Below are 21,814 nucleotides of genomic sequence, written 5' to 3'. Positions count from 1 at the left end.
GGGGGATGTACTGCCCGACCTTGGGGGAAACGTGCGGGTTCCGGGCACGCGAGGCCGAGGGGCACGGACACCGCTCCCGGAGGAGGGCCGTGCACCGTTCGTTTTCGATCGGTTCGCTGTTCCTATCGCCTTCACCCGTTGTTCGGGTTCCGGTGTGAATGGGACGAAGATCCCCGTCGGCGGGTTGTCCGCCCGTGAAGGAAGATTTCGTCGCCCTGAGTGGCCCTCACCAGGCATCATCCGAAGAGAACCCATTTGACCTGGTCTGATGCTCGTGAGGGCATTCTGGTTCTCGACGCTACCCGCGGTCGGGCACCGGTCACGACCGGATGACGCATGCCCCACGTCACTGTGACGCGGAACGGGGGGCCGTGGAACGCCGCGGGGGCCGCACCGTCCGGTGCGGCCCCCGCGGGAGCGGAGCGGGAGCGGTGCCCCCGCCCGGATCAGGCGTCCGCCCTCTCCGGTGCGTCCGCCTCCGGCCCGGCCGCCGGGGCGCCGGCGGACCCGCGGGCGCGGACCGGCGCCGCCAGGTTGAGCACCCAGTAGACGAGGAAGGCGCTCACCAGGCCGACCGCCCAGCCGTAGTCGGCCAGCGGGGACAGCAGCGGGACCAGGCCGTCCTCCGGGAAGGGGCCCAGCTTCGCGCCGGTGGCCGCGTCCACACCCGAGTGGGAGCCGCCCACGGCCAGCAGGGCGCCGGTGCCGAACGCGACCAGGGCCCGCCAGTTCCAGCCGCCGCCGTACCAGTACTCCGACCCGCGCAGGTACAGGCCGGGCAGGTTCAGCCGGGTCCGGCGCACCGCCCAGTAGTCGGCGAGCAGGATGCCCGCCACCGTGCCCAGGACGCCGCCGACGGTGCCCAGCCAGGTGAAGATGTAGACGCTCTCGTTCTCCAGCAGCTTCCACGGGAAGATGAGCACGCCCAGGAAGCAGGTGATGATCGCCCCGGTGCGGAAGCTGATCAGGCGCGGCGCCAGGTTGGCCAGGTCGTAGGCCGGGCCCACCAGGTTCGCGGCGATGTTGGTGGAGACCGTCGCCAGCAGCACCACGAAGATCGCGAACAGCAGGCCCAGCCCGCTGCCCATCTGCGCGACGATGTCGATCGGGTTCCACAGCGGCTCGCCGTACACCGCGGCGGTGCCCGCCGTGACCATGACCGCCAGCAGCGAGAAGAGGGTCATCGTGGTGGGCAGCCCCAGGGACTGGCCCAGCACCTGGGCGCGCTGGGAGGCGGAGAAGCGGGTGAAGTCGCTGATGTTCAGGGTGAGCGTCGCCCAGTAGCCGATGACGCCCATGAGCGAGGGGAAGAACAGAGCCCAGAAGGACGGGCCCCAGTCCATGCCCTCCGGGGCGGCGGCGAGCATGGCGCCCGGACCGCCCGCCTCCACCGCCATCCACACCAGCAGCGCCGCCCCGCCGAGGATCATCAGCGGGGCCGCCCACACCTGCACCCTGCGGACGCCCTCCATGCCCCACAGGATGATGAGCACCTGCACGACCCAGAACAGGGCGAAGGACAGCCACAGGGTCCACGGGTTGCCGCCGACCCCGGCGGCGTCCAGCCACGCGTCGCCGAACAGCCGGCCGGCGAGCACGTACACGCCCTGGCCGCCCACCCACGTCTGGATGCCGAACCAGCCGCAGGCGACGGCGCCGCGCAGGAGGGCCGGGAGGTTGGCACCGCGCAGGCCGAAGGAGGCGCGGGCGAACACCGGGAAGGGGATGCCGTACCTGGCGCCCGCGTGGCCGGTCAGCACCATCGGGAGCAGCACGATGACGTTGCCCAGGACCACGCAGAGCATCGCCTGGCGCCAGTCCATGCCCGCGGCGATCAGGCCGCTGGCCAGGGTCCAGGCGGGGATGCTCACCGACATGCTCACCCACAGGGCGGTGAAGCTCCCGGTGCCCCAGGTGCGCCGGGACATCGGTACCGGCTGGAGGTCCTCGTTGACGTAGGGGCTCTCGGGCATGGACGCGCCCTCGGCCAGGGAGACGCGGCCGTCGGGGTGGGTGACGGCGCTCGGTTCCGGGGAGGGTGGGGCTTGGGTCACGGGGGCACCTGTTCTTCGGTGATACGGGGAATCAGGGGGAGGGCGCGGCGTCGGGCCCGGGGGACGGGGGGGTCGCGGAGAAACTCCGAGAACCGGTGGATCCGTTTCGGACCACCGCATATCTTCGCATGTCACCGGTGATGTGAGGACGGGCGGCGGCCGCCGCCGCACCCGCGTCGGCGGTGTGCGCGCCCGGTCGGGGCCTCCGTGTCCCAGGCGGGTCCCGTCGGCGGGACCCCGCGTCCCGGACCCGGCAGGGCCCGGGACGCGGCGGGTCAGATCCCGGCCACGGCGGGGACCACCTCGCGCCCGTAGGCGTCGATGACCCCGTCCACGTCGTCGTGCATCGCGTAGACCGCGAACTGGTCCACGCCCACCGCGCGCAGCCGCTCCAGCTTGGCCATGTGCTCCTCGGCCGGTCCCAGCAGGCAGAACCGGTCCACCACGCTGTCGGGGACGAAGGCGGTGTCGGGGTTGTCCGCCCGGCCGTGGTGGCTGTAGTCGTAGCCCTGCCGGGCCTCGATGTAGTCGGTCAGCTCCTGCGGCACCGCCCCCGAGTGCCCGTACCGCGCCACCAGGTCGGCGACGTGGTTGCCCACCATGCCGCCGAACCAGCGGCACTGCTCGCGGGCGTGCGCCAGCCCCCGCGCCGACCCGTCGGTGACGTAGGCCGGGGCGGCCACGCACACCGTGATCTCCGCCGGGTCGCGGCCCGCCTCGGCCGCGGCCGTCCGCACCGCCTTGACCATCCACTCCGTCAGGTAGGGGTCGGCCAGCTGGAGGATGAACCCGTCGGCCTGCCTCCCCACCAGCTCCAGGGCCTTGGGACCGTAGGCGCCCATCCAGACCGGCAGCGCGCCGTCGCGCACCCACGGGATGTTCAGGGTCGCGCCGTCCACGTCCGCCTCCCGGCCCTCGGCCAGGTCCTTGATCGCGGTCATGGCCCGGGAGAGCCGGGCCAGGGTGGCGGGGCTGCGCCCGGCCACCCGCATCGCCGAGTCGCCGCGGCCGATCCCGCACACCGTCCGGTTGCCGAACATGTCGTTCAGGGTCGCGAACAGGGAGGCCGTCACCTCCCAGGTGCGCGTCCCCGGGTTGGTCACCATGGGGCCCACCACGAGGTTCTCGGTGCGCTCCAGGATGCGGCTGTAGATGACGAACGGCTCCTGCCACAGCACCACCGAGTCGAACGTCCACCCGTGGGTGAATCCGAGCCGGTCGGCCCGCGCCATCCGGTCCACCAGCAGGTCGGCGGGCGGATCGGTCTGGAGGACGAGTCCGATGTCCATGTGCTCTCCGCTCAGATCAGGTACCCGCAGGTGCCGCGGGTCAGGTAGCGGCCGTGCCCGGCCGAGCCGAGGTACTCGCCGCGGTCCACGACGAGCCGGCCGCGGGAGAGCACGGTGCGGGCCCGGCCCGTCACCCGCCTGCCCTCGTACGCGGAGTAGTCCACGTTCATGTGGTGGGTCTCGGCGGACATCACGTACTCGGCGGCCGGGTCGTAGACGACGATGTCGGCGTCGGAGCCCGGGGCGATGGTGCCCTTGCGCGGGTAGAGCCCGAACATGCGGGCCGGGGTGGCGCAGGCCAGCTCGATCCACCGGCGGCGGTCGATGCGGCCGTCCAGCACCGCCTGGTGCAGCAGGTCCATCCGGTTCTCCACCCCCGGCAGGCCGTTGGGGATCTTGGAGAAGTCGCCCCGGCCCAGTTCCTTCTGCCCGTTGAAGCAGAAGGGGCAGTGGTCGGTGGAGACCACGGACAGGTCGTTGGTGCGCAGCGCCCGCCACAGGAGGTCCTGGTGCTCCCTGGGACGCAGCGGCGTCGAGCACACGTACTTGGCGCCCCCGAAGTCCGGCTCGGCCAGGTCGTCCGCCGACAGGAACAGGTACTGCGGGCAGGTCTCGCCGAACACGTTGAGCCCCAGGTCGCGGGCGCGGGCCAGCTCGTCCACGGCCTCGCCCGCGGACACGTGCACCACGTACAGCGGAGCCCCGGCGACCCGGGCCAGCTGGATGGCGCGGTGGGTGGCCTCCGACTCCAGCAGGGTCCTGCGGACCTCGCCGTGGTGGCGCGGATCGGTCTTCCCGGCCGCCAGCGCCTGCTCGACGAGCACGTCGATGGCGATGCCGTTCTCGGCGTGCATCATGGTCAGCGCGCCGTTGGCGGCGCCGCGCTGCATGGCCCGCAGGATCCGGCCGTCGTCGCTGTAGAACACGCCCGGGTAGGCCATGAACATCTTGAACGAGGTGATGCCCTCGTCCACGAGCGCGTCCATCTCCTTCAGGGAGGACTCGTTGACGTCGGACAGGATCGCGTGGAACCCGTAGTCGATCGCGCAGACGCCCTCCGCCTTGGCCATCCAGGCGTCGACCCCGGCGCGCACCGGCTGTCCGGGGGTCTGCACCGCGAAGTCGATGATGGTGGTGGTCCCGCCCCAGGCGGCGGCGCGGGTCCCGGTCTCGAAGGTGTCGGAGGCGAAGGTGCCGCCGAACGGCAGCTCCATGTGGGTGTGCGCGTCCACCCCGCCCGGGATGACGTAGTGGCCGGCGGCGTCGATGACCTCGGCGCCGCTCCCGGCCCAGGAGAGGGCGGTGTCGCCGCCGCGCAGGGCCAGGGCGGCCACGGTCCCGTCCTCGATGAGGACGTCGGCCTCCAGCTCGTCGGCGGCGGTGAGGACCAGCCCGCCGGTGATGAGGGTGCGTGCCACGGCCGCCCCCTAGCCCTGCGCCAGGGGCCCGTAGGCGTCCGGGCGGCGGTCGCGGTAGAAGGCCCACTGGGTGCGGACCTCGTCGATCAGGTCGAAGTCGAGGTCGCGCACGACCAGCTCGGGCGCGGTGTCGGAGGCGACGTCCCCGACGAACTCCCCCCGCGGGTCCACGAAGTAGCTGGTGCCGTAGAAGTCGTTGTCGCCGTACTCCTCCCGGCCGACCCGGTTGATGGCGGCGACGAAGTACTCGTTGGCGACGGCGGAGGCGGGCTGCTCCAGCTTCCACAGGTACGCGGACAGGCCCCGGCTGGTCGCCGAGGGGTTGTACACCAGCTGCGCCCCGGCCAGGCCGAGCGCCCGCCAGCCCTCCGGGAAGTGGCGGTCGTAGCAGATGTAGACGCCGACCCGCCCGACGGCGGTGTCGAACACCGGCCAGCCCAGGTTGCCGGGGCGGAAGTAGTACTTCTCCCAGAACCCCTTGACCTGCGGGATGTGGTGCTTGCGGTACTTGCCCAGGTAGGTGCCGTCGGCGTCGATGACGGCGGCGGTGTTGTAGTGGAACCCGGGCTTGTCGATCTCGAACACGGGCAGGACCATCACCATGTTCAGCTCCCGGGCCAGGGCCTGGAAACGGGTGACGGTGGGGCCGTCGGGGACGCTCTCGGCCCACCGGTAGTGCTCGGCCTCCTGCACCTGGCAGAAGTAGGGGGCGTTGAACACCTCCTGGAAGCCGATGATCCGCGCCCCCTGGGCGGCGGCGTCGCGCGCGTATTTCTCGTGGGCGGCGAGCATGGAATCGGTGTCGCCGGTCCACTCGCTCTGGACGAGTGCGGCACGGACGATGTGCGGCATGGTTCCCCTCGTTCCTCCGTGGCCGTCGCGGTCGGCCCGGAACGGTCGGTGCGTCCGCGTATGCCCTGCTGGCACGCGGGGTGTCGGCGGAGCGGTGCGCGATGAGAATCGCACCTTAGAGAGCGGGGAATGGCGGGTCAATATCCGACATCCTTGCGAACGGGATTCCTTCGTGTTGCGCGATTTCGCAAAGACGCCCAATGGGGTCCGATGTCTCATTTCTGAGATATGATTATTTGGAGGAAAACACAGGTTTTCCGTTTTTTCCGGTGCGGATTTCGTGCTTCCCTCCACGCCGCGCCGTCGGCTGGAGCGGCCCCGGGGCCTGTTCTTTGATGCCGTCCTGTTCCGCGGGGGGTGTGTGAGGCGCCGGCGGGGTTCTGGAGGCCCGGAGGGGACGTCCGAGGAACGAGGACGTTCCCGTAGGGCCGAAGGTTCCCGCCTTCCGGGGGCGCCGAACGCGAACCGAAGCGGAGCGGAGGTTCAAAAGAACACGGCCCCGGGGCCTGTTCTTTGATGCCGTCCTGTTCCGCGGGGGGTGTGTGAGGCGCCGGCGGGGTTCGGCAGGTCCGGAGGGGACGTCCGGAGAACGGGGACGTCCCCGTGGGGCCGAGGGTTCCCGCCTTCCGGGGGCGCCGAACGCGGACCGGAGCGGAGCGGAGGGTCAAAAGAACACGGCCTCTAGGGTGGGGGCATGGCACGACTGCTCATCGTTCACCACACCGTCTCCCCGGCCACACAGGAACTGCTGGAGGCCGTGCTGGAGGGGGCGCGCGACGACGGGATCGAGGGCGTGGAGGTCGTCGCCCGCCCGGCGCTGGCGGCCTCGGCCGCCGACGCCCTGGAGGCCGACGCCGTCGTCCTGGGGACCCCCGCGAACATCGGTTACATGTCGGGCGCCCTCAAGTACTGGTTCGACCTCGTCTACTACCCGGTCCTGTCCGCGTCGCGCACGGTGCCCTACTCGCTGTACGTGCACGGCAACGACGACACCGCGGGGGCGGTGCGCGCGGTCGAGGGCATCGCCAAGGGCATGGGCTGGGCCCGCCACCGCCCGCCGGTCTCCGTCACCGGCGCCCCGGCCGCCGCCGACCGCGACGCCTGCCGCGAGCTGGGCGCCGTCACCGCGCTCGCCGCCCTGGGCATGTGAGCTCCGGGCACGGGAAAGGGCCCCGCCCCGCGCACCGCGCGGACCGGGGCCCCGGGTTCCCGCGGGGCGACCGCTACTGCACGGGCGCCACGATCGGGTCCTCCATGCCGAAGTAGGGGTCGTAGTGCACCTCGGCAACGGTCACCTCGCCCGCGACGGCGACCTGGCCGGTGAACTGCTCGCCCGGCGCCAGGTCGGTCGCCTCCATCATGGGGATGTCGGCGAAGAGCTCCCAGTCGACGACCTCGGTGCCGTCGTCCAGGATGTAGGTGAAGTACAGCGGGTTGAGCGGCAGGGGCTCGCCCGAGTTGTTCACGAACGTCACGTCGAGCACCGTGTAGACCTCGTTCGGGTCCAGGGTCCCGCCCACGGTGCCCGCGCTGGTCGCGGTCAGGCCCACCCCCTCGGCCGGGGCCTCGGCGGGGGCCTCCTCGTCGGGGGTGCCCGGCTCGGTGGTCTGGGAGGAGGTGGGGGCGCTGCTGACCGAGGTGTCGTCGCCGCCGGAGGCCATCGCGATGACGACGATGATCACCACCACGATCACGATCAGGCCCAGGCAGCCCGCGCCCACGCCGATGCCCACCTTGGCGCCGGTGGACATGCCCTTCTTCTGCTGCGGGGCGCCGGTCGCGCCGTACGGGTCGTAGGGCGGCTGGCCGCCGGGGGCGCCGTAGGACTGGTACCCGCCGGTCGAGTCGCCGTAGGGCGGCTGGCCGCCGGGAGGACCGTAGGAGGGCTGGCCCCCGGTCGGGCCGTACGGGGGCTGGCCGGGAGGACCGCCGTAGGGGGGCTGCGGGCCGGACGGGTCGTTGGGGTAGGACATCGTGAGTGCTCCGGTCTCGGATGCGGGACGGCTGGTGTGCGCCGCGGAAGGGTGCGGTGTGCCCGGGACGGAACACACGCGGCGGTGGAGGACACCGCCCGCCGGTCGGCGGTGGCGGCGGAGCCGCCATGGCGACCGTACCCTCCATCATTCCATCGGATGATGTCGAGCCCCCGACGGTTCGCACAAGACTCCGGTGGCCTGCGCCACGGAAGCCCTGATGGGGGCCGCCCGGCCTTGGTACGTTGCGCCTATGCGCACGGACTACCACCCCACCCCCACGGAGGTCGTGGCCTCCTGGATCCCCCACGACGCCCGGTGGCACGAGGCGGCCCGGACGGCGGCCGCCGTCGGCTCCGACGAGCTGCGCCGCTACGTCTCGGGGCTCGTGCACGAGCAGCGGGACGGGGACCGCGAGCTCGGCGACGAGTACGACCTGCGCTCCATCGGCGCGGTCGTGGAGGACCTGGGCGTGGGCGGCCTGGCCGCGGTCGAGTGGAACAAGGTCCGCGACGCCCTGCTGCTGCCCCTCACCAAGAGGATCTAGGACTCCTCCTCCGGGGAGTGGCACTCCAGGCAGTCGGTGCCGCAGGGGTAGTTGATCACCGACATGGACCGGCAGCGCACGCACATCCGGCGCCTCCCCCCGGTCGGGTCGTGCCGCCACCGGTGGTGCCCCGCCCGGCAGATCCCCGAGGGCTTCATCGCGGTGTCGTCGCGGTCTGCGCTCATGCCCGCACCGTAGCGGAACCGGACCCCGCCCGGAAGCCGTTCGGGGTGGGTCCGTGCCGTGCGGTCCGCCGGCGGTACTACCGTGTGTCGTGAACGCGCCGCCGACCTGGGCGGACGGGATCGGCGGGAGGAGTCGGCATGGTCGAGTGGCTGACCATGGCCATTCAGATGGTTTCCCTGGCGATGGCCGGGTGGTGCCTCGTGTCGACCTTCCGCGACCGGCCCATGCTCGTCCCGCACCTGGTCGGCATGGGGGTCCTGTGGCTCCTGGTGATCGGCCAGGCCGTCGCCACCGTCGCCGCCATGGTCGGCGGGGAGACCCCCGCCGAAACGGCCATGTTCGTCTCCTACCTGGCCACCGTCGTCCTGCTGCCGCCCGCCTGCGCCGTGTGGGGCTTCATGGAGCGCAGCAAGTGGGGCCCGGCCGTCATCGCGTTCGCCTGCCTGATCCTGCCCGTCCTGTTCGTCCGCCTCGAACAGCTCTGGAGCCCCGTTGCCTGAGCCCGCACCGGCCCCCGTGACCGCCAGGACCCTGCGCACCGGCCCCGGCCGCCTGCTGGTCGCCGTCTACGGCGTGTTCGCCCTCGCCGCCACCGCCCGCGGCGTCTACCAGCTGGCCACGAAGTTCGACGAGGCCCCCGTCGCCTACCTGCTGTCGGTGTTCGCCGGGGTCGTCTACATCGTCGCCGCCGTCGGCCTGGCCCGCGCCGGCCGCACCTCCCGGCGCGTCGCCCTGGTCTCGTGCAGCGTCGAGATGGTCGGGGTCCTGGCCGTGGGCGCAGCCGGCCTGCTGTTCCCCGAGGCCTTCCCCGACGACACGGTCTGGTCCGGGTTCGGCAGCGGCTACTTCTTCATCCCGCTGGTCCTGCCGGCCCTGGGCCTGTGGTGGATCCTGCACGTGCACCGGCTCGACCGCGGCTGACCACGCCCGGCCCGTGACCCGGGCGTGACCCCACCGCTACCCTGGGGCCATGTCAGAGCCCCTTCCCCTGCCGGTCGCCGTTTCGGCCGACTGGCTCCACGCGAACCTCGACCGGGTGGTCGTGGTCGACTCCCGGTGGTACCTGGACGGCCGCTCCGGCCGCGACGCCTACCTCGCAGGACACCTCCCCGGAGCGGTGTTCGCCGACGTGGACGCCGACCTGGCCGCCCCGGCGAGCCCCGAGGGCGGGCGGCACCCGCTGCCCGCCGCCGCCGACTTCGCCCACACCCTGGGCCGCCTCGGCATCGGCGACCACTCCCGGGTGGTCGTCTACGACGACGCCGGGGGGTCCGTCGCCGCCCGCCTGGTGTGGATGCTCCGCGTGCTGGGCACCCCCGCCGCCTTCCTCGACGGCGGCCTCCAGGCCTGGACGGGGCCGCTGGAGAAGGGGGAGCACACTCCGCCCCCGGCGCACCGCACCCCCCAGCACTGGCCCGCCGACCGGGTCGTGCACACCGACACCGTCCGGGCCGCCGCGGGCGAGCCCGGGCAGCTGGTCCTCGACGCACGCGCGTACGGCCGCTACACCGGCGAGCAGCCCGCGCCGGTGGACGCCCGCCCCGGCCACGTCCCCGGCGCCCGCAGCGCCGAGTGGACCGGCAACCTCGGCCCCGACGGCCTGCTGGCCGCCCCCGAGGCGCTGCGCGAGAGGTTCGCCGCGCTGGGCGCCGACGACGCCGTCACCATCACCGCCTACTGCGGTTCCGGCGTCACCGCCTGCCACGACCTGCTCGCCCTGGAGCACGCGGGCTACGACGCGCCCCGGCTCTACCCCGGCTCCTGGAGCCTGTGGGGCGCCGACGACTCCCTGCCCGTGGAGACCGGAGACCCCTCGGCGGACCGGGAGCGGTGACCGGGAGGAGGGCCGCCGGCGCGCGCACACGCGCCGGCGGCCCTTCGCGTGTCCGGAACCGAGTGGAACCTCCCGGGCTGTCGGGGCGTCTGACCTGCCAGTAGGATTGCCCGGCCCGGGCCAGGGCCGACGACGAGGCTCCCCCACGCGAAACTGAGGACCAGTGGCCATCGAAATCATGCTCCTGGTGATCGCCGCCCTCGCGGTCGCGGTCGCCGCCGTCATCTTCGCCGTGCGCGCGGCTCTGCGGAGTAAGACGCAGACCCCGCCACCGCCCCCGCGCGCGCCCCACGACCCCTTCGCCCGCACCGGTGACAGCACCGCCGGCGACCCCCGCACGCTCAAGGCCGGGGACATGATCGACTGGGGCACCGAACGCACCTGGATCCGCGGCACCCTGCGCCTCTCGCAGGGCGGCTACGTCTGGGCCGAGCACTTCCTGGAGGTCGAGGGCGGCAAGCGCTGGCTCTCCACCGAGGAGGACCCCGACCTGGAGATGGCCCTGTGGACCGGCCGCCCCGACCTGGACCTGACCCCCCACGGCAAGAAGATCGAGCTCGAGGGCGTCACGTACCGCCTGGAGGAGAAGGGCAGCGGCTCCTACCGCTCCGAGGGCACCACCGGCCTCAAGGCCCAGGGCGGCTTCGACTACGCCGACTACGAGGGCGAGGACGGGAGCCTGCTGTCCTTCGAGCGGTTCGACCACGGGCCCTGGGAGGTCAGCACCGGCACCAGGGTCGCCGAGGGCACCTTCACCATCTACCCGGGGAGCTGATCCACCCCATGCGCGTCGGCATCAGCGCCCCCTTCGTCGACACCCGGGCCGACGACCTGGTCTGGACGCTGGACCACCCGCTGGTCGACCCCCTCGCCGTCCGCTCCCTGCGGGTCGGCGGCACCGGGGTCGAGCTGCGTGTGCTCGGCGCCTCCCACCAGGTCGCCGTCGCGGCGGCGGGGGGCGGCCTGGTGGAGACCGTGGCCTGCCTGCCGGGAGTCGACGGCGCCCTGCCGGGCAGCGCCGAACACCCGGCGGGCCGCTACCGGTTCGACTCGCGGGTGGAGACCCTCGCACGCACCGAACTCGCCCGCCGGGTCGAGCGCCTCCACCGCGAGGTCGCCGACGACCCCGGCGGGCTCCTCGTCGCCTTCCCCGGTGACCCGTTGGCCGTGACCGCGCTGCACCTGTCCCTCGACGGCGCGTGCGACCACGGGGGCCCGCTCCACTGGCGCACCTGGCACGTCTACCCCCAGAGCGGAGAACTCGTGACCACGCACTCCACCGTGTCCGCCCACCCCCGCGGAGAGACCAGATGACCTACAAGCACGGCCATGCGCAGCCGGAGAAGAACAACAGCACCATCATCACCGTGTTCGTGGTGATCGGCGGTATCTTGCTGCTGCTCATCCTCCTGGCGGCCTGCAGCGGCAACTCCAACGACACCTACTGCCCGGACGACGACTACGTCTCCGACCCCGCCTATGACGACGACGAGTGCGAGCGCTCGTCGTCGGGCTCCTCCGGCGGCGGATTCTTCTTCTTCGGCGGCTCCAGCAGCAGGTACGACGACGGCTACCGCGGCGGCTCCAGCGGCTCCAGCGGTTCCAGCAGCTCCGGCAGCGGCTTCCGCGGCGGCGGCACCGGCTTCGGCAAGTGACCCCGTCCGACCACCCCATCCCCTAACGAGACCTGGACATGAACGAGATCCTCTTCAACAGCCTCGCCGCCCTCGCCTACGCCGGGGTCGGCATCGCCATCCTCGCGGTGGGCTACCTGCTCATCGACCTGCTCACCCCGGGTAAGCTGCACAAGCTCATCTGGGAGGAGCGCAACCCCAACGCCGTGATCCTGGTGTCCGCCAACACCCTGGGCGTGGCCGTCATCGTCACCACGGCCATCCTCTCCAGCGACTCGGAGATCGGCCTGGGCGCCGGGCTGCTCTCCACCGCGGTCTACGGGCTGATCGGCCTGGGGGTCATGGCCCTGTCGTTCCTCCTCATCGACCTGCTCATCCCGGCCAAGATCTCCCACATGATCAGCAACCCCGAGCCGCACCCGGCCACCTGGGTGAGCGCCTCCGCCCACCTGGCGATCGCCGTGGTGGTCGCCGCCGCCCTCACCTGACGCGGCGGGGTCCCGAACAGCACAGAAAGCAGTACCCATCGTGATCGAGACACCGGCCCCCCAGCGGTCCCGGCTCCCGGTGCCTCCCCGGGTGGCCCGGTTCCTCGTACTCACCGCGGTGTTCGTCTGCGCCGCCTGCGGCCTGGTGTACGAACTGGCACTGGTCGCCATCGGCAGCTACCTGCTCGGCGACACCATCACCCAGGCCTCCGTGGTCCTGTCGGTGATGGTGTTCGCCATGGGCGTCGGGTCGCTGCTGTCCAAGCGGTTCCAGGGCAGCCCCGCGGTGGCGTTCGCGGTCATCGAGGGCCTGCTGTCCCTGGTCGGCGGACTGTCGGTGCTGCTGCTCTACGGGGCCTTCGCGTGGTTCTCCGCCTACCAGCCCGCCCTGGTGCTCCTGGCCTTCGTCATCGGCATGCTCATCGGCATGGAGATCCCCCTGCTGATGACGCTCATCCAGCGCATCCGCAGGCAGGAGGCGTCGGAGGCGGTCGCCGACCTCTTCGCCGCGGACTACGTGGGCGGCCTCATCGGCGGCCTGGCGTTCCCGTTCCTGCTGCTGCCGCTGCTGGGCCTGCCCAAGGGCGCGCTGGCCGTGGGCGCGCTCAACGCGGTGGTGGGCGTGGCGGTGGTGCTGTGGCTGTTCCGCGCCGAGCTGTCCCGCCGCGCGTACGCGGGGCTCGCCGCGGGCCTGGTCGTCATCATCACGTTCCTGGGCCTGGCGTACCTGTACGCCGACCGGTTCGAGGTGGACGCCCGGCAGGCCATGTACCGCGACCCGATCGTGCACGCCGAGCGCTCCGCCTACCAGGAGATCGTGCTCACCCGCTCGGTCGACGGCCGGGACGTGCGGCTGTACCTCAACGGCGACCTCCAGTTCTCGACCCTGGACGAGTACCGCTACCACGAGTCCCTGGTCCACCCGGCGATGGCCGGCCCGCACCGCGAGGTCCTGGTGCTGGGCGGCGGCGACGGGCTGGCGCTGCGCGAGATCCTCGCCTACGAGGACGTGGAGTCGGTGACCCTGGTGGACCTGGACCCGGCGGTGATCGAGCTGGCCTCCACCGAACCGGTCATCACGGGGCTCAACGGGGGCTCCTTCGAGGACCCCCGGGTGGAGGTGGTCAACACCGACGCCTTCCAGTGGCTGCGCGAGAACCGCGGCGACTTCGACGTCATCGTCGCCGACCTGCCCGACGGCCAGGACGTGGGCCCGTCCAAGCTGTACTCGGTGGAGTTCTACTCCCTGGCCCGCCACTCCCTGGCCGACGACGGGCGGATGGTGGTGCAGGCCGGGTCGCCGTTCTTCGCCCCGGACGCCTACTGGAGCGTGGGCCGCTCCCTGGAGGAGGCGGGCCTGCCCGCCACCCCCTACAACGTGGACGTGCCGTCCTTCGGGAACTGGGGCTTCTACCTGACGACCGTGCACGGCACGCCCGAGCTGCGCATCCCCGAGGACGCGCCGCCGCTGCGCTTCCTGGACGAGGCCCTGCTGGAGGCCGCCCAGGTGTTCCCGCGGGACCGCCGCGAGAGCGAAGAGGTGGAGGCGTCCACGCTCATGCACCCGCGCATCATCGGCTACCACCAGGGCGCCTGGCGCGGCTACTGAGCCCCGGACCCGGCCGCCGGTGCGCGCCCCCGGGGCCCGCGGGCGGCGTCCCGCCGCGTCCTGCCGCGCTCCGTCCGCGGATGCGCGGTTCCGCCGTGCCGCCCCGTGTGCAGCCCCCCGGAGACGCCGCCGTCCTCCGGGTCCGCGCTCCGCCGCGTCCCCCCGCGGGTGTGCGGCCGCGGCCCCGGAGCCGGGCCCTTCCGGTCCCGGACCCCGCCGGGCGCCCTGCCGGCGCCCCGGCCCGGGCGCACCCGGGCCGGAGCGGACAGACACCGCGCAGCCTCATGTGTCGGGCCGGTGGGCGGCCGCGCGGTGGCCTGTGGGGACGGTGCGGGAGGACGTCCCGCGACCGGGTCCATCCTGGCCCACCGCGGGGGAGCGTGGCGCTCGCCGCGCCGCCCCGGGCAATCCCTTACCCCGCCCTACCAACCCTTTTCCGACACGCCGTACGAACCGCCGCAGAACGTCAGCTGTCGAAGCCCAGACCCACCGCGTCCAGACCCCGCAGCCACAGGTTGCGCCTGCCGCCGTTGCGGTCGGCGGCCGCGGTCGCCCGCAGTGTCAGGTCGATGCCGACCGAGCGCACCGGCTCGGGCGGGAACGGCAGCGGCTTCTCCCGGACCATCCGCAGCCGGGTCCGCTCGGTGTCCAGCCCGTCGAGCCGGTCGAGCATCACCTGGGCGCCGAACCGCGTCGCCCCCACGCCCAGCCCCGTGTACCCGGCGGCGTAGGCCAGCCTCCCCCCGTAACCGGTGCCGAAGAACCCGGAGAACCGGCTGCACGTGTCGATCACCCCGCCCCAGGAGTGGGTGAAGCGCACCCCCGCCAACTGCGGGAACGTCTCGAAGAAGTGCTCGGCGAGCTTCTGGAAGGTCTCCGGCCGCTGGTCGTACTCCGGCCGCACCCTCCCGCCGTAGTGGTGGACGATGTCGTACCCGCCCCACAGGATCCGGTCGTCCGCCGTCAGCCGGTAGTAGTGGAAGAAGTTCGCCGCGTCCGACATCCCCTGGCGCCCCTTCCACCCCAGGGACTCCCTCTGGGCGGCGCTCAGCGGCTCGGTCACCAGCGCGTAGTCGTACACCGGTGCCAGGTAGTGCTTGAGCCGCCGCAGCGGGCCGGGGAACGCCCCCGTGCCCCAGGCGACCCTGGGCGCGTGAACCGCCCCGCCGCGCGACTCCAGCCGCAGCCCGGCCGGGGTGGACCGGATCGCCCGTACGGGGGTGTTCTCGAAGATCCGCACCCCCAGCCGCAGGCACGCCTCCCGCAGGCCCCACGCCAGCTTGGCGGGGTGCAGCATCGCCACCCCGTCCGGCTCGTACAGGGCCCCCACGTAGGTGGGCGAGGCGACCTCGGCACGGGTCCGCTCCGCGTCCCACACCTCCGCCCGGTGCCCCAGCGCGGTCATCGCCGCCGCGGACTCCTCGAACCCCTCGGCCTGCCAGGGCTCGGTGGCCACCAGCAGCTCGCCGGTGCGCTCGAAGTCGCAGTCGATGCCGTACCTCTCCACCGCCTCGCCGATGGCGTCCAGGTTGGCGCGGCCCTGGCGCTCCAGCTCCCCGATCTCCTCCGGCCACCGCTCGGCGCCGTTGTCGTACCCGTGGGTGAGGCTGGCGGCGCAGAACCCGCCGTTGCGCCCGGAGGCCGCCCACCCCGCGGTGCGCGCCTCCACCAGGACCACGTCCCGGCCGGGGTCGCGCTCCTTGGCGACGAGCGCCGTCCACAGCCCGCTGTACCCGCCGCCGACCACGGCCAGGTCGGCGAACACGTCGCCGGCCAGCGCCGGCGCGGCCTCGGGCACGTCGTGGCCGGGCACATCGGGATCGAGCCAGAAGACCCTGGGGAGGGCGCCCTCCAGCGCCCCGGAGGCCCCTGCGGTGACCGCGTCGGCCATGGGTATCACACACTTCCGTCGGTGGTGGGAAAGGGATGTCGGATACGGATCGGGGCACCGTCCGGGCGACGCGCGCCCGTCCGGTGCCCCGGGGACCGCGTCAGGCCCGGCGCCTGGCCGCGATGATGTTGATGACGGCCATGGTCAGCCCGACCGCGAACAACAGCGTGCCCATGACGTTCACCTGCGGGGGGATGCCGACGCGCGTGGCGCCCCAGATCCACAGGGGGAACGTGTTCACGTCGCCGCTCACGAACGTGGTGATGATGTAGTCGTCGATGGACAGGGCGAACGCCAGCAGCCCGCCCGCCATCACGGCGGGGAACAGCATCGGCAGCGTCACCAGCCGGAACGTGTCCCAGGGGCCGGCGCCCAGGTCCCGGGCGGCCTCCTCCAGGCTCGGGTCCAGGGTGATCACCCGGGCCCGCACCGTGATGGCGACGAACGACACGCAGAACATCACGTGCGCGATGACCGTCGTCCAGTACCCGGTGGTGATGTTCAGCATCAGGAACGTGGACAGCAGGGCGGCGCCGAGCACCACCTCGGGGGCGCTGATCGCCGCGAACATCACCAGGTTGGTGAGCTGCTTGCCCCGGAAGTCGAACCGGCCCAGGGCCAGCCCCAGCAGGGTGCCCAGCAGCCCGGCGGCGACCATCGTCAGCAGCGCGATGGTCACCGAGTTGAACATCGCCTGGTTGAGGTCGGGGTAGGCGAACGCGTTCGCGTACCACTCGAGGGTGAACCCCTGCCAGGTGATGTTGTGCCGCCCCGCCGGGTCGTTGAAGCTGAACACGACCATGAACAGGATCGGCGCGAACAGCCAGGCCAGCACGGCCCACGTGTACCAGCGGCCCCAGTCGGTCCGGCGCCGGGCCCGGGGCTCGCGCCCCGGTGCGGCGGTGCCGCCGCGGTCCTCGGTGTCGAGCGTGGCGCTCACGACGTGTGCACCTCCATGACCCGTTCGGTGCCCAGGGCCCTGGCGTAGCTGAAGATGCCGACGAGCAGCAGCCCCATGAGCACGAAGGTGATCGACGCGGCGATCGGGTAGTTGTTGTTGACCAGGTACTGGGTCCGGATGACGTTGCCGATCATCGTGTTGTCGGTACCGCCCAGCACCGACGCGTTGACGTAGTCGGCGCTGGTCGGGATGAACGTCATCAGCACGCCCGCGAACACGCCCGGCAGCGACACCGGCAGGATCACGTGCACGAACGCCCGCACCCGGTTCGCGTACAGGTCCTGCGCGGCCTCCACCAGGTGCGGGTCCATCCGCTCCAGCACGGCGTAGATGGGCAGCACCATGAACGGCAGGAAGTTGTAGGCCAGGCCCAGGATCACGGCGGGCGCGGTGTTGAGCACCGCGAACCCGTCCGGGAGCACCCCCAGGTCCTTGAAGGTGCCCAGCAGCACCCCGTTGTCGGACAGGAAGAACCGCCACGAGATCGTCCGCAGTACGAACGACACGAAGAACGGCAGCAGGAGCAGCAGCAGGTACGTGGACTTGTAGGCGCCGCCCCTGAAGGCGATCCAGTACGCCATCGGGTAGCCGACGGCGATGCACACCAGGGTGGCGCAGCCGCCGTAGAGGAGGGAGCGCAGGATCTGCTCCCAGTAGGTCCCGATGGCGTCGACGTAGTTGCCCACCGCGAAGGTCTGCTGGAAGCCGGTGACCACGTTGCCCGTGGTCAGCGACAGCGACAGCATCCCCCCGATGGGGACCACGAAGAACAGCGCCAGCCAGGTCCACGCCGGGAGCACCAGCACGTAGGGCGTCAGCTTGCGGTTTCTCATGGGAAGTCTCGGGTTCGTTCGGCGTCAGCTCTGCGTGATGGCCTGGAACAGGGAGGAGAACCCGTCCTGCTCCTCGGTCGGCAGGACCACGAAGTTGTGCAGCTTCTGGTAGTCGTCCTCGGTGGGGAAGACCAGCGGGCTTCCGGCCATCTCGGTCAGCGCCTCGGCCCGCTCCCCGTCGCCCTCGGCGGCGGCCCACTCCGTCATGACCTCCTGGGCGTGGGGGACCGGCGGGATGTAGGCGATGTACTCGGTGAGGCCGGTGGCGATCTCCGGCTCGTACAGGAAGTCCATCAGCTCGATCGCGTCCACCGGCGCCTTCGTGGTGTACGGGATCATGAGGTTGTCGGTCCACAGGGTGGCGCCCTCCTCGGGGACGACGAACTTCAGGTTCGTGCCCTCCTCGGAGTTCTGCTGGTAGATGTCGCCGGACCAGGCCATGGTGAGCCACAGGTCGCCGTTGGTGAGCGGCTGGATGAAGTCCTGGTCGTAGTAGGCGCGCACGATGCCGGAGTCGCGCTGCTCGCGGAGCTTCTCGGCGGCCGCCTCCCAGTCCTCGGCGGTGGAGTCGGCCGGGTTGACGCCGTTGGCGAGCAGGCCGAAGTTGGCGATCTCCTGCGGGTCGGCGAACATGCCGACCTTGCCCTCGAACGCCGGGTCCCACAGGTCCTGGATGCTGGTGATCTCCCGGTCGACGAACTCCGGGTTGTAGGCGATTCCGGTGATGCCGGAGGTGTAGGGCACCGTGTACCTGTTGCCCGGGTCGAAGGCGCTGTTCTTGTAGATCTCGCCCGCGTACTCGGCGAAGTTCGGCAGCCGCGCGTGGTCGAGCTGGACGAGGTAGCCCAGCTCGATGAGCTTGGCCAGCTCGAACCCGTTGGGCAGCACGATGAGGTCGTAGCCGAGGTCGTCCCCGTTGGCGAGCTTGGGCTGGATCTGGCCGAAGAACGACGCCGCCTCCTGCACGTCCTCCTTGTACTCCACCTCGATGCCGGTGGCCTCGGTGAACTGCTGGATCTGGGTGCGCTCGGAGTCCATGTACAGCGGCCAGTTGGCCCAGCGCAGGTTCCCGGTGCGCTCCTTGCCCTCCCAGAAGTTCGCGTCCGCGGCGGGGTCGCGCTGCTGGCCGCCGACACCGCACGCGGACAGGGCGAGGGCGGCGGCCGCCGCCCCGCCGGCCTGGAGCGTGCGCCGCCGCGTCAGGCCGGGCGGCCCGACCGGGCTGCGGCGGGCCCTGGTGAGGCCCCGGAGGAGTGCGGGGTCGATACCGGCGCGGGAGCGGTTGTTCATTGTCGTTCCTTGACTTCCAGTGGTCCGCCGGGGGAGGGCGGGGGCTTCGGGGGTGGGCGGCGCCGGCCGCGGCCGGCGCCCTCGGGGCCGTGGATCGGACGGGAGGTCAGGCCAGCAGCGGGTAGGAGTGGTGGGCGGGCCAGGACAGCCACACCCGGTCGCCGCGGTCGGCGGCCAGGCTGGAGTCGGAGGAGTTCTGGAGGTAGACGGTGACGGTCTCGCCGCCGCCGATGTCCACCTGGTAGTGCGTGGCCGCCCCCAGGTAGACGGTCTCGGCGACGGTCCCCGGGACGGCGCTGACGTCCCCGCCCGGCTCCTCGGCGCCGATGCGGACCTTCTCCGGGCGCACGGTCAGGTACACCGCGGAGCCGACGGCCCCGGACCCCTGGGAGGCCAGCGCCTCGGGCAGGTCCGCGGCCAGGACGGTGGCGCCGCCGGCGACCTCCACCCGCCAGGTGCCGCCCGACTCCCCGCGCACCGTGCCCCTGATGAGGTTGCTGGTGCCGATGAAGTCCGCCACGAACCGGGTCGCGGGCCGCTCGTACACCTGCGCCGGGGTGCCCAGCTGCTCGACCCGCCCCTGGTTCATCACCGCGATGCGGTCGGACATGGTCAGCGCCTCCCCCTGGTCGTGGGTGACGTAGACGAAGGTGATGCCCACCTCGCGCTGGATGCGCTTGAGCTCCACCTGCATGGTCTGGCGGAGCTTGAGGTCCAGGGCGCCCAGCGGCTCGTCGAGCAGCAGGGCTGCGGGCTCGTTGACCAGTGCGCGGGCCAGGGCCACGCGCTGCTGCTGGCCGCCGGAGAGCTGGGACGGGCGGTGCCCGGCCCGGTGCCCCAGCTCGACCAGTTCGAGCATCTCGCCGACGCGGCGCCTGATCTCGTCCTTGGCGACGCCCTTGCGCCTGAGACCGAAGGCGACGTTGTCCGCGACGTTCATGTGCGGGAACAGGGCGTAGCTCTGGAAGACCATGTTGATGTCGCGGCGGTTGGCGGGGACACCGGTGACGTCGTTGCCGTTGAGCCGGACGACGCCCCGGGTGGGCTCCTCGAAACCCGCGATCATCCGCATGGTGGTGGTCTTGCCGCAGCCGGAGGGGCCCAGCAGGGAGAAGAACTCGCCCTGTTCGATGGCCAGGTCGACGCCGTCGACGGCGTTCACCGTCTCGGTGCCGGAGCGGAAGGACTTGAACACCCCTTCCAGGCTGATCGCCGTTTCGCGCCGGTCGGCGGTTTCCACGTCGGATGTCTCCGGTGCTGTCGTGCTGGTGGTGGCCATGGTGGGGGTGGTCCTGTCGCTTGCTCGTTCCGTACCGGGTGGCGGCCGGTCCGCCCGGGCGGACCGGCCGGGGGCGTCATTCGCCGATGTAGCTCATGACGTGCTTGATGCGGGTGTACTCGTCGAAGGAGTACATGGACAGGTCCTTGCCGTACCCCGAGTGCTTGAAGCCGCCGTGCGGCATCTCCGCGGTGATCGGGATGTGCGTGTTGATCCACACGCACCCGAAGTCGAGGCGGCGCGAGACCCGCAGGGCCCGGGCGTGGTCCCTGGTCCACACGCTGGAGGCCAGGCCGTACTCCACCGAGTTGGCCCACGCGACCGCGGTGTCCTCGTCGGTGAACCTCTGCACGGTGATGACCGGGCCGAAGATCTCGTCGGTGACCAGCTCGTCGCCCTGGCGCAGGCCCGCGACGACGGTCGGGGCGTAGAAGTAGCCCTCCTCACCGACCCGGGAGCCGCCCGCCAGCACCTCGGCGTGGTCGGGGGCCCGGTCCAGGAAGCCGCTCACCCGTGCCAGCTGGTTCGCGTTGTTGACCGGGCCGAACGCGGCGTCGGCGTTGCTCGGCGGCCCCGTGACGGTGCCGCGGGCCTGCTCGGCCAGGGCGGCGGCCAGGTCGTCGTGGATCCCCGGGGCGGCCAGCACCCGGGTGGCGGCGGTGCAGTCCTGTCCGGCGTTGAAGTACCCGGCCTCGGCGATGCCCGCGGCGGCCCGCTCCACGTCGGCGTCGTCGAACACGATGACCGGGGCCTTGCCGCCCAGCTCCAGGTGCAGGCGCTTGAGGTCCCTGGACCCGGCCTGGGCCACCTCGTACCCGGCCCGGGTGGAGCCGGTGAGGGAGATCAGTCCCGGAACGGGGTGCTCGACCAGCGCGCGGCCGGTGTCGCGGTCGCCCGCCACCACGTTGAAGACGCCCGGCGGCAGGAACTCGGCGGCGATCTCCGCCAGCAGCAGGGTGGAGACCGGGGTGGTGTCCGAGGGCTTGAGGACGACGGTGTTGCCCGCGGCCAGGGCGGGGCCGATCTTCCAGGCGGCCATCGCCATCGGGTAGTTCCACGGGGTGATCTGGCCGACGACGCCGATGGGCTCGCGGCGGATCCAGGAGGTGTGGTCGGCCATGTACTCCCCGGCCGCCCTCCCCTCGAGGTTGCGGGAGGCGCCGGCGAAGAAGCGCAGGGCGTCCAGCACCTGCGCGATCTCCTCGCTCTTGGTGAGCTCCACGGGCTTGCCGCAGTTCTGGACCTCGGCGGCGACGAGCTCGTCCGCGCGTTCCTCCACCCGGTCCGCGAACTTGTTGAGGGCGATCTGCCGCTGGGCCGGGGTCCAGTCGCGCCAGCCCTTCTCGAAGGCGGTGCGGGCGGCCTGGAAGGCGCCGTCGACGTCCTCGGCGGTGGAGACCGGTGCGGTGGCGAAGACCTTCCCGGTGGCCGGGTCGACGAGGTCGCTGCGGATTCCGTCGGCCGTGTCCACGTACTCGCCGTTGACGAAGTTGCGCAGGTCTTGGGTCACGGTGCTCTGCTCCCGGGTCTGTCGAGCGCGTCGGTGCGCGGACTGGCGGATGGTGGGCGCGCGCATAGCGCTGTGATCTGCCACACTGCCACCCGGCAACGGTGAGATCAAGATCTACCAATGGATTCCGTTGTAAAGATTAGGTTTCTCAACGGATACTTGACAG

General features: G+C 71.9%; 22 protein-coding genes. 10 read left to right on the top strand and 12 right to left on the bottom strand.

The annotated features are described in order from the left end of the window. Positions 1-446: 446 nt before the first annotated feature. From ACSUPR_RS12470 to ACSUPR_RS12455, 4 genes are all read right to left on the bottom strand, one after another. Positions 447-2,054, bottom strand: a complete 1,608-nt coding sequence (locus ACSUPR_RS12470) for an NCS1 family nucleobase:cation symporter-1 (protein ID WP_436891444.1) — start codon at positions 2,052-2,054, stop codon at positions 447-449. Between the two features lie 275 nt (positions 2,055-2,329). Continuing rightward, positions 2,330-3,343, bottom strand: coding sequence for a TIGR03842 family LLM class F420-dependent oxidoreductase (locus ACSUPR_RS12465; RefSeq protein WP_436891443.1), 1,014 nt, complete (start codon positions 3,341-3,343; stop codon positions 2,330-2,332). 11 nt (positions 3,344-3,354) lie between these two features. Next, the gene (gene hydA, locus ACSUPR_RS12460) at positions 3,355-4,761 is read right to left on the bottom strand and encodes a dihydropyrimidinase (RefSeq protein ID WP_436891441.1); all 1,407 of its coding nucleotides are present in this window, start codon (positions 4,759-4,761) and stop codon (positions 3,355-3,357) included. A 9-nt stretch (positions 4,762-4,770) separates the two neighbouring features. Beyond that, a complete protein-coding gene (locus ACSUPR_RS12455) occupies positions 4,771-5,613 on the bottom strand; it encodes a nitrilase-related carbon-nitrogen hydrolase (RefSeq protein WP_436891439.1) in 843 nt (280 codons plus the stop codon). A gap of 694 nt (positions 5,614-6,307) precedes the next feature. Here ACSUPR_RS12455 and ACSUPR_RS12450 point away from each other — a divergent pair. Beyond that, positions 6,308-6,763 (top strand): flavodoxin, encoded by a 456-nt coding sequence (locus ACSUPR_RS12450; protein ID WP_436891437.1) that lies wholly within the window; start codon positions 6,308-6,310, stop codon positions 6,761-6,763. 73 nt (positions 6,764-6,836) lie between these two features. On the opposite strand, the gene ACSUPR_RS12445 is transcribed toward ACSUPR_RS12450, so the two are convergent. Beyond that, the gene (locus ACSUPR_RS12445; RefSeq protein ID WP_436891436.1) at positions 6,837-7,586 is read right to left on the bottom strand and encodes a DUF4352 domain-containing protein; all 750 of its coding nucleotides are present in this window, start codon (positions 7,584-7,586) and stop codon (positions 6,837-6,839) included. Positions 7,587-7,839: 253 nt separating this feature from the next. Between ACSUPR_RS12445 and ACSUPR_RS12440 the strand changes: the two genes are divergently transcribed. Continuing rightward, positions 7,840-8,133 (top strand): hypothetical protein, encoded by a 294-nt coding sequence (locus ACSUPR_RS12440; RefSeq protein WP_436891434.1) that lies wholly within the window; start codon positions 7,840-7,842, stop codon positions 8,131-8,133. On the opposite strand, the gene ACSUPR_RS12435 is transcribed toward ACSUPR_RS12440, so the two are convergent. After that, the gene (locus tag ACSUPR_RS12435; protein ID WP_436891432.1) at positions 8,130-8,318 is read right to left on the bottom strand and encodes a hypothetical protein; all 189 of its coding nucleotides are present in this window, start codon (positions 8,316-8,318) and stop codon (positions 8,130-8,132) included. The genes ACSUPR_RS12440 and ACSUPR_RS12435 overlap by 4 nt on opposite strands. A gap of 138 nt (positions 8,319-8,456) precedes the next feature. Between ACSUPR_RS12435 and ACSUPR_RS12430 the strand changes: the two genes are divergently transcribed. From ACSUPR_RS12430 to ACSUPR_RS12395, 8 genes are all read left to right on the top strand, one after another. Continuing rightward, the gene (locus tag ACSUPR_RS12430; protein ID WP_436891430.1) at positions 8,457-8,819 is read left to right on the top strand and encodes a hypothetical protein; all 363 of its coding nucleotides are present in this window, start codon (positions 8,457-8,459) and stop codon (positions 8,817-8,819) included. After that, positions 8,812-9,240: a hypothetical protein gene (locus tag ACSUPR_RS12425; protein ID WP_436891429.1), complete on the top strand. Its 429-nt coding sequence runs from the start codon at positions 8,812-8,814 to the stop codon at positions 9,238-9,240. Before ACSUPR_RS12430 ends, ACSUPR_RS12425 begins: the two co-directional genes overlap by 8 nt. Before the next feature lie 49 nt (positions 9,241-9,289). Next, the gene (locus tag ACSUPR_RS12420; RefSeq protein ID WP_436891427.1) at positions 9,290-10,153 is read left to right on the top strand and encodes a sulfurtransferase; all 864 of its coding nucleotides are present in this window, start codon (positions 9,290-9,292) and stop codon (positions 10,151-10,153) included. Between the two features lie 178 nt (positions 10,154-10,331). After that, complete coding sequence (locus ACSUPR_RS12415; protein ID WP_436891987.1) at positions 10,332-10,928, top strand: DUF4178 domain-containing protein; 597 nt, start codon at positions 10,332-10,334, stop codon at positions 10,926-10,928. 8 nt (positions 10,929-10,936) lie between these two features. Further along, entirely contained in the window at positions 10,937-11,467 is a 531-nt protein-coding gene (locus tag ACSUPR_RS12410; RefSeq protein ID WP_436891426.1) for a DUF2617 family protein, read from the top strand. Further along, complete coding sequence (locus tag ACSUPR_RS12405) at positions 11,464-11,808, top strand: hypothetical protein (RefSeq protein WP_436891425.1); 345 nt, start codon at positions 11,464-11,466, stop codon at positions 11,806-11,808. Before ACSUPR_RS12410 ends, ACSUPR_RS12405 begins: the two co-directional genes overlap by 4 nt. Before the next feature lie 38 nt (positions 11,809-11,846). Continuing rightward, positions 11,847-12,275, top strand: coding sequence for a DUF350 domain-containing protein (locus ACSUPR_RS12400; protein ID WP_436891423.1), 429 nt, complete (start codon positions 11,847-11,849; stop codon positions 12,273-12,275). Positions 12,276-12,315: 40 nt separating this feature from the next. Continuing rightward, positions 12,316-13,884, top strand: coding sequence for a polyamine aminopropyltransferase (locus ACSUPR_RS12395; protein ID WP_436891422.1), 1,569 nt, complete (start codon positions 12,316-12,318; stop codon positions 13,882-13,884). 466 nt (positions 13,885-14,350) lie between these two features. Here ACSUPR_RS12395 and ACSUPR_RS12390 read toward each other — a convergent pair whose 3' ends face one another. The 6 genes from ACSUPR_RS12390 to ACSUPR_RS12365 form a co-directional block, all read right to left on the bottom strand. Next, positions 14,351-15,775 (bottom strand): NAD(P)/FAD-dependent oxidoreductase, encoded by a 1,425-nt coding sequence (locus tag ACSUPR_RS12390; RefSeq protein WP_436891420.1) that lies wholly within the window; start codon positions 15,773-15,775, stop codon positions 14,351-14,353. 100 nt (positions 15,776-15,875) lie between these two features. Beyond that, positions 15,876-16,715 carry an ABC transporter permease gene (locus tag ACSUPR_RS12385; RefSeq protein WP_436891418.1) on the bottom strand — a complete coding sequence of 280 codons (840 nt, stop codon included), beginning with the start codon at positions 16,713-16,715 and terminating at the stop codon, positions 15,876-15,878. Further along, positions 16,712-17,569 (bottom strand): ABC transporter permease, encoded by an 858-nt coding sequence (locus ACSUPR_RS12380; protein WP_436891416.1) that lies wholly within the window; start codon positions 17,567-17,569, stop codon positions 16,712-16,714. Before ACSUPR_RS12380 ends, ACSUPR_RS12385 begins: the two co-directional genes overlap by 4 nt. A gap of 24 nt (positions 17,570-17,593) precedes the next feature. Continuing rightward, positions 17,594-18,859 (bottom strand): ABC transporter substrate-binding protein, encoded by a 1,266-nt coding sequence (locus ACSUPR_RS12375; protein WP_436891414.1) that lies wholly within the window; start codon positions 18,857-18,859, stop codon positions 17,594-17,596. Positions 18,860-18,965: 106 nt separating this feature from the next. Next, positions 18,966-20,138 carry an ABC transporter ATP-binding protein gene (locus ACSUPR_RS12370; protein ID WP_436891413.1) on the bottom strand — a complete coding sequence of 391 codons (1,173 nt, stop codon included), beginning with the start codon at positions 20,136-20,138 and terminating at the stop codon, positions 18,966-18,968. 76 nt (positions 20,139-20,214) lie between these two features. Beyond that, on the bottom strand, positions 20,215-21,714 hold the full coding sequence (locus ACSUPR_RS12365) for a gamma-aminobutyraldehyde dehydrogenase (protein ID WP_436891411.1): 1,500 nt from the start codon (positions 21,712-21,714) through the stop codon (positions 20,215-20,217). Positions 21,715-21,814: the final 100 nt, after the last annotated feature.

This window comes from Nocardiopsis dassonvillei (genome assembly GCF_964273065.1).
In the GTDB taxonomy this organism is placed as follows: Bacteria; Actinomycetota; Actinomycetes; order Streptosporangiales; family Streptosporangiaceae; genus Nocardiopsis; species Nocardiopsis dassonvillei_B.
Note: the sequence above shows the minus strand (reverse complement) of the source record. Positions and strands in the feature narration are given on the sequence as shown.

Excerpts from the sequence above, each read along its gene's own strand:
- ACSUPR_RS12420 (WP_436891427.1), top strand. The coding sequence starts at position 9,290 with ATGTCAGAGCCCCTTCCCCTGCCGGTCGCCGTTTCGGCCGACTGGCTC.
- ACSUPR_RS12405 (WP_436891425.1), top strand. The coding sequence starts at position 11,464 with ATGACCTACAAGCACGGCCATGCGCAGCCGGAGAAGAACAACAGCACC.
- ACSUPR_RS12390 (WP_436891420.1), bottom strand. The coding sequence starts at position 15,775 with ATGGCCGACGCGGTCACCGCAGGGGCCTCCGGGGCGCTGGAGGGCGCC.
- ACSUPR_RS12445 (WP_436891436.1), bottom strand. The coding sequence starts at position 7,586 with ATGTCCTACCCCAACGACCCGTCCGGCCCGCAGCCCCCCTACGGCGGT.
- ACSUPR_RS12465 (WP_436891443.1), bottom strand. The coding sequence starts at position 3,343 with ATGGACATCGGACTCGTCCTCCAGACCGATCCGCCCGCCGACCTGCTG.
- ACSUPR_RS12410 (WP_436891426.1), top strand. The coding sequence starts at position 10,937 with ATGCGCGTCGGCATCAGCGCCCCCTTCGTCGACACCCGGGCCGACGAC.
- ACSUPR_RS12370 (WP_436891413.1), bottom strand. The coding sequence starts at position 20,138 with ATGGCCACCACCAGCACGACAGCACCGGAGACATCCGACGTGGAAACC.
- ACSUPR_RS12440 (WP_436891434.1), top strand. The coding sequence starts at position 7,840 with ATGCGCACGGACTACCACCCCACCCCCACGGAGGTCGTGGCCTCCTGG.
- ACSUPR_RS12455 (WP_436891439.1), bottom strand. The coding sequence starts at position 5,613 with ATGCCGCACATCGTCCGTGCCGCACTCGTCCAGAGCGAGTGGACCGGC.
- ACSUPR_RS12450 (WP_436891437.1), top strand. The coding sequence starts at position 6,308 with ATGGCACGACTGCTCATCGTTCACCACACCGTCTCCCCGGCCACACAG.
- ACSUPR_RS12430 (WP_436891430.1), top strand. The coding sequence starts at position 8,457 with ATGGTCGAGTGGCTGACCATGGCCATTCAGATGGTTTCCCTGGCGATG.
- ACSUPR_RS12400 (WP_436891423.1), top strand. The coding sequence starts at position 11,847 with ATGAACGAGATCCTCTTCAACAGCCTCGCCGCCCTCGCCTACGCCGGG.
- ACSUPR_RS12365 (WP_436891411.1), bottom strand. The coding sequence starts at position 21,714 with ATGCGCGCGCCCACCATCCGCCAGTCCGCGCACCGACGCGCTCGACAG.
- ACSUPR_RS12415 (WP_436891987.1), top strand. The coding sequence starts at position 10,332 with ATGCTCCTGGTGATCGCCGCCCTCGCGGTCGCGGTCGCCGCCGTCATC.
- ACSUPR_RS12380 (WP_436891416.1), bottom strand. The coding sequence starts at position 17,569 with ATGAGAAACCGCAAGCTGACGCCCTACGTGCTGGTGCTCCCGGCGTGG.
- ACSUPR_RS12435 (WP_436891432.1), bottom strand. The coding sequence starts at position 8,318 with ATGAGCGCAGACCGCGACGACACCGCGATGAAGCCCTCGGGGATCTGC.
- ACSUPR_RS12375 (WP_436891414.1), bottom strand. The coding sequence starts at position 18,859 with ATGAACAACCGCTCCCGCGCCGGTATCGACCCCGCACTCCTCCGGGGC.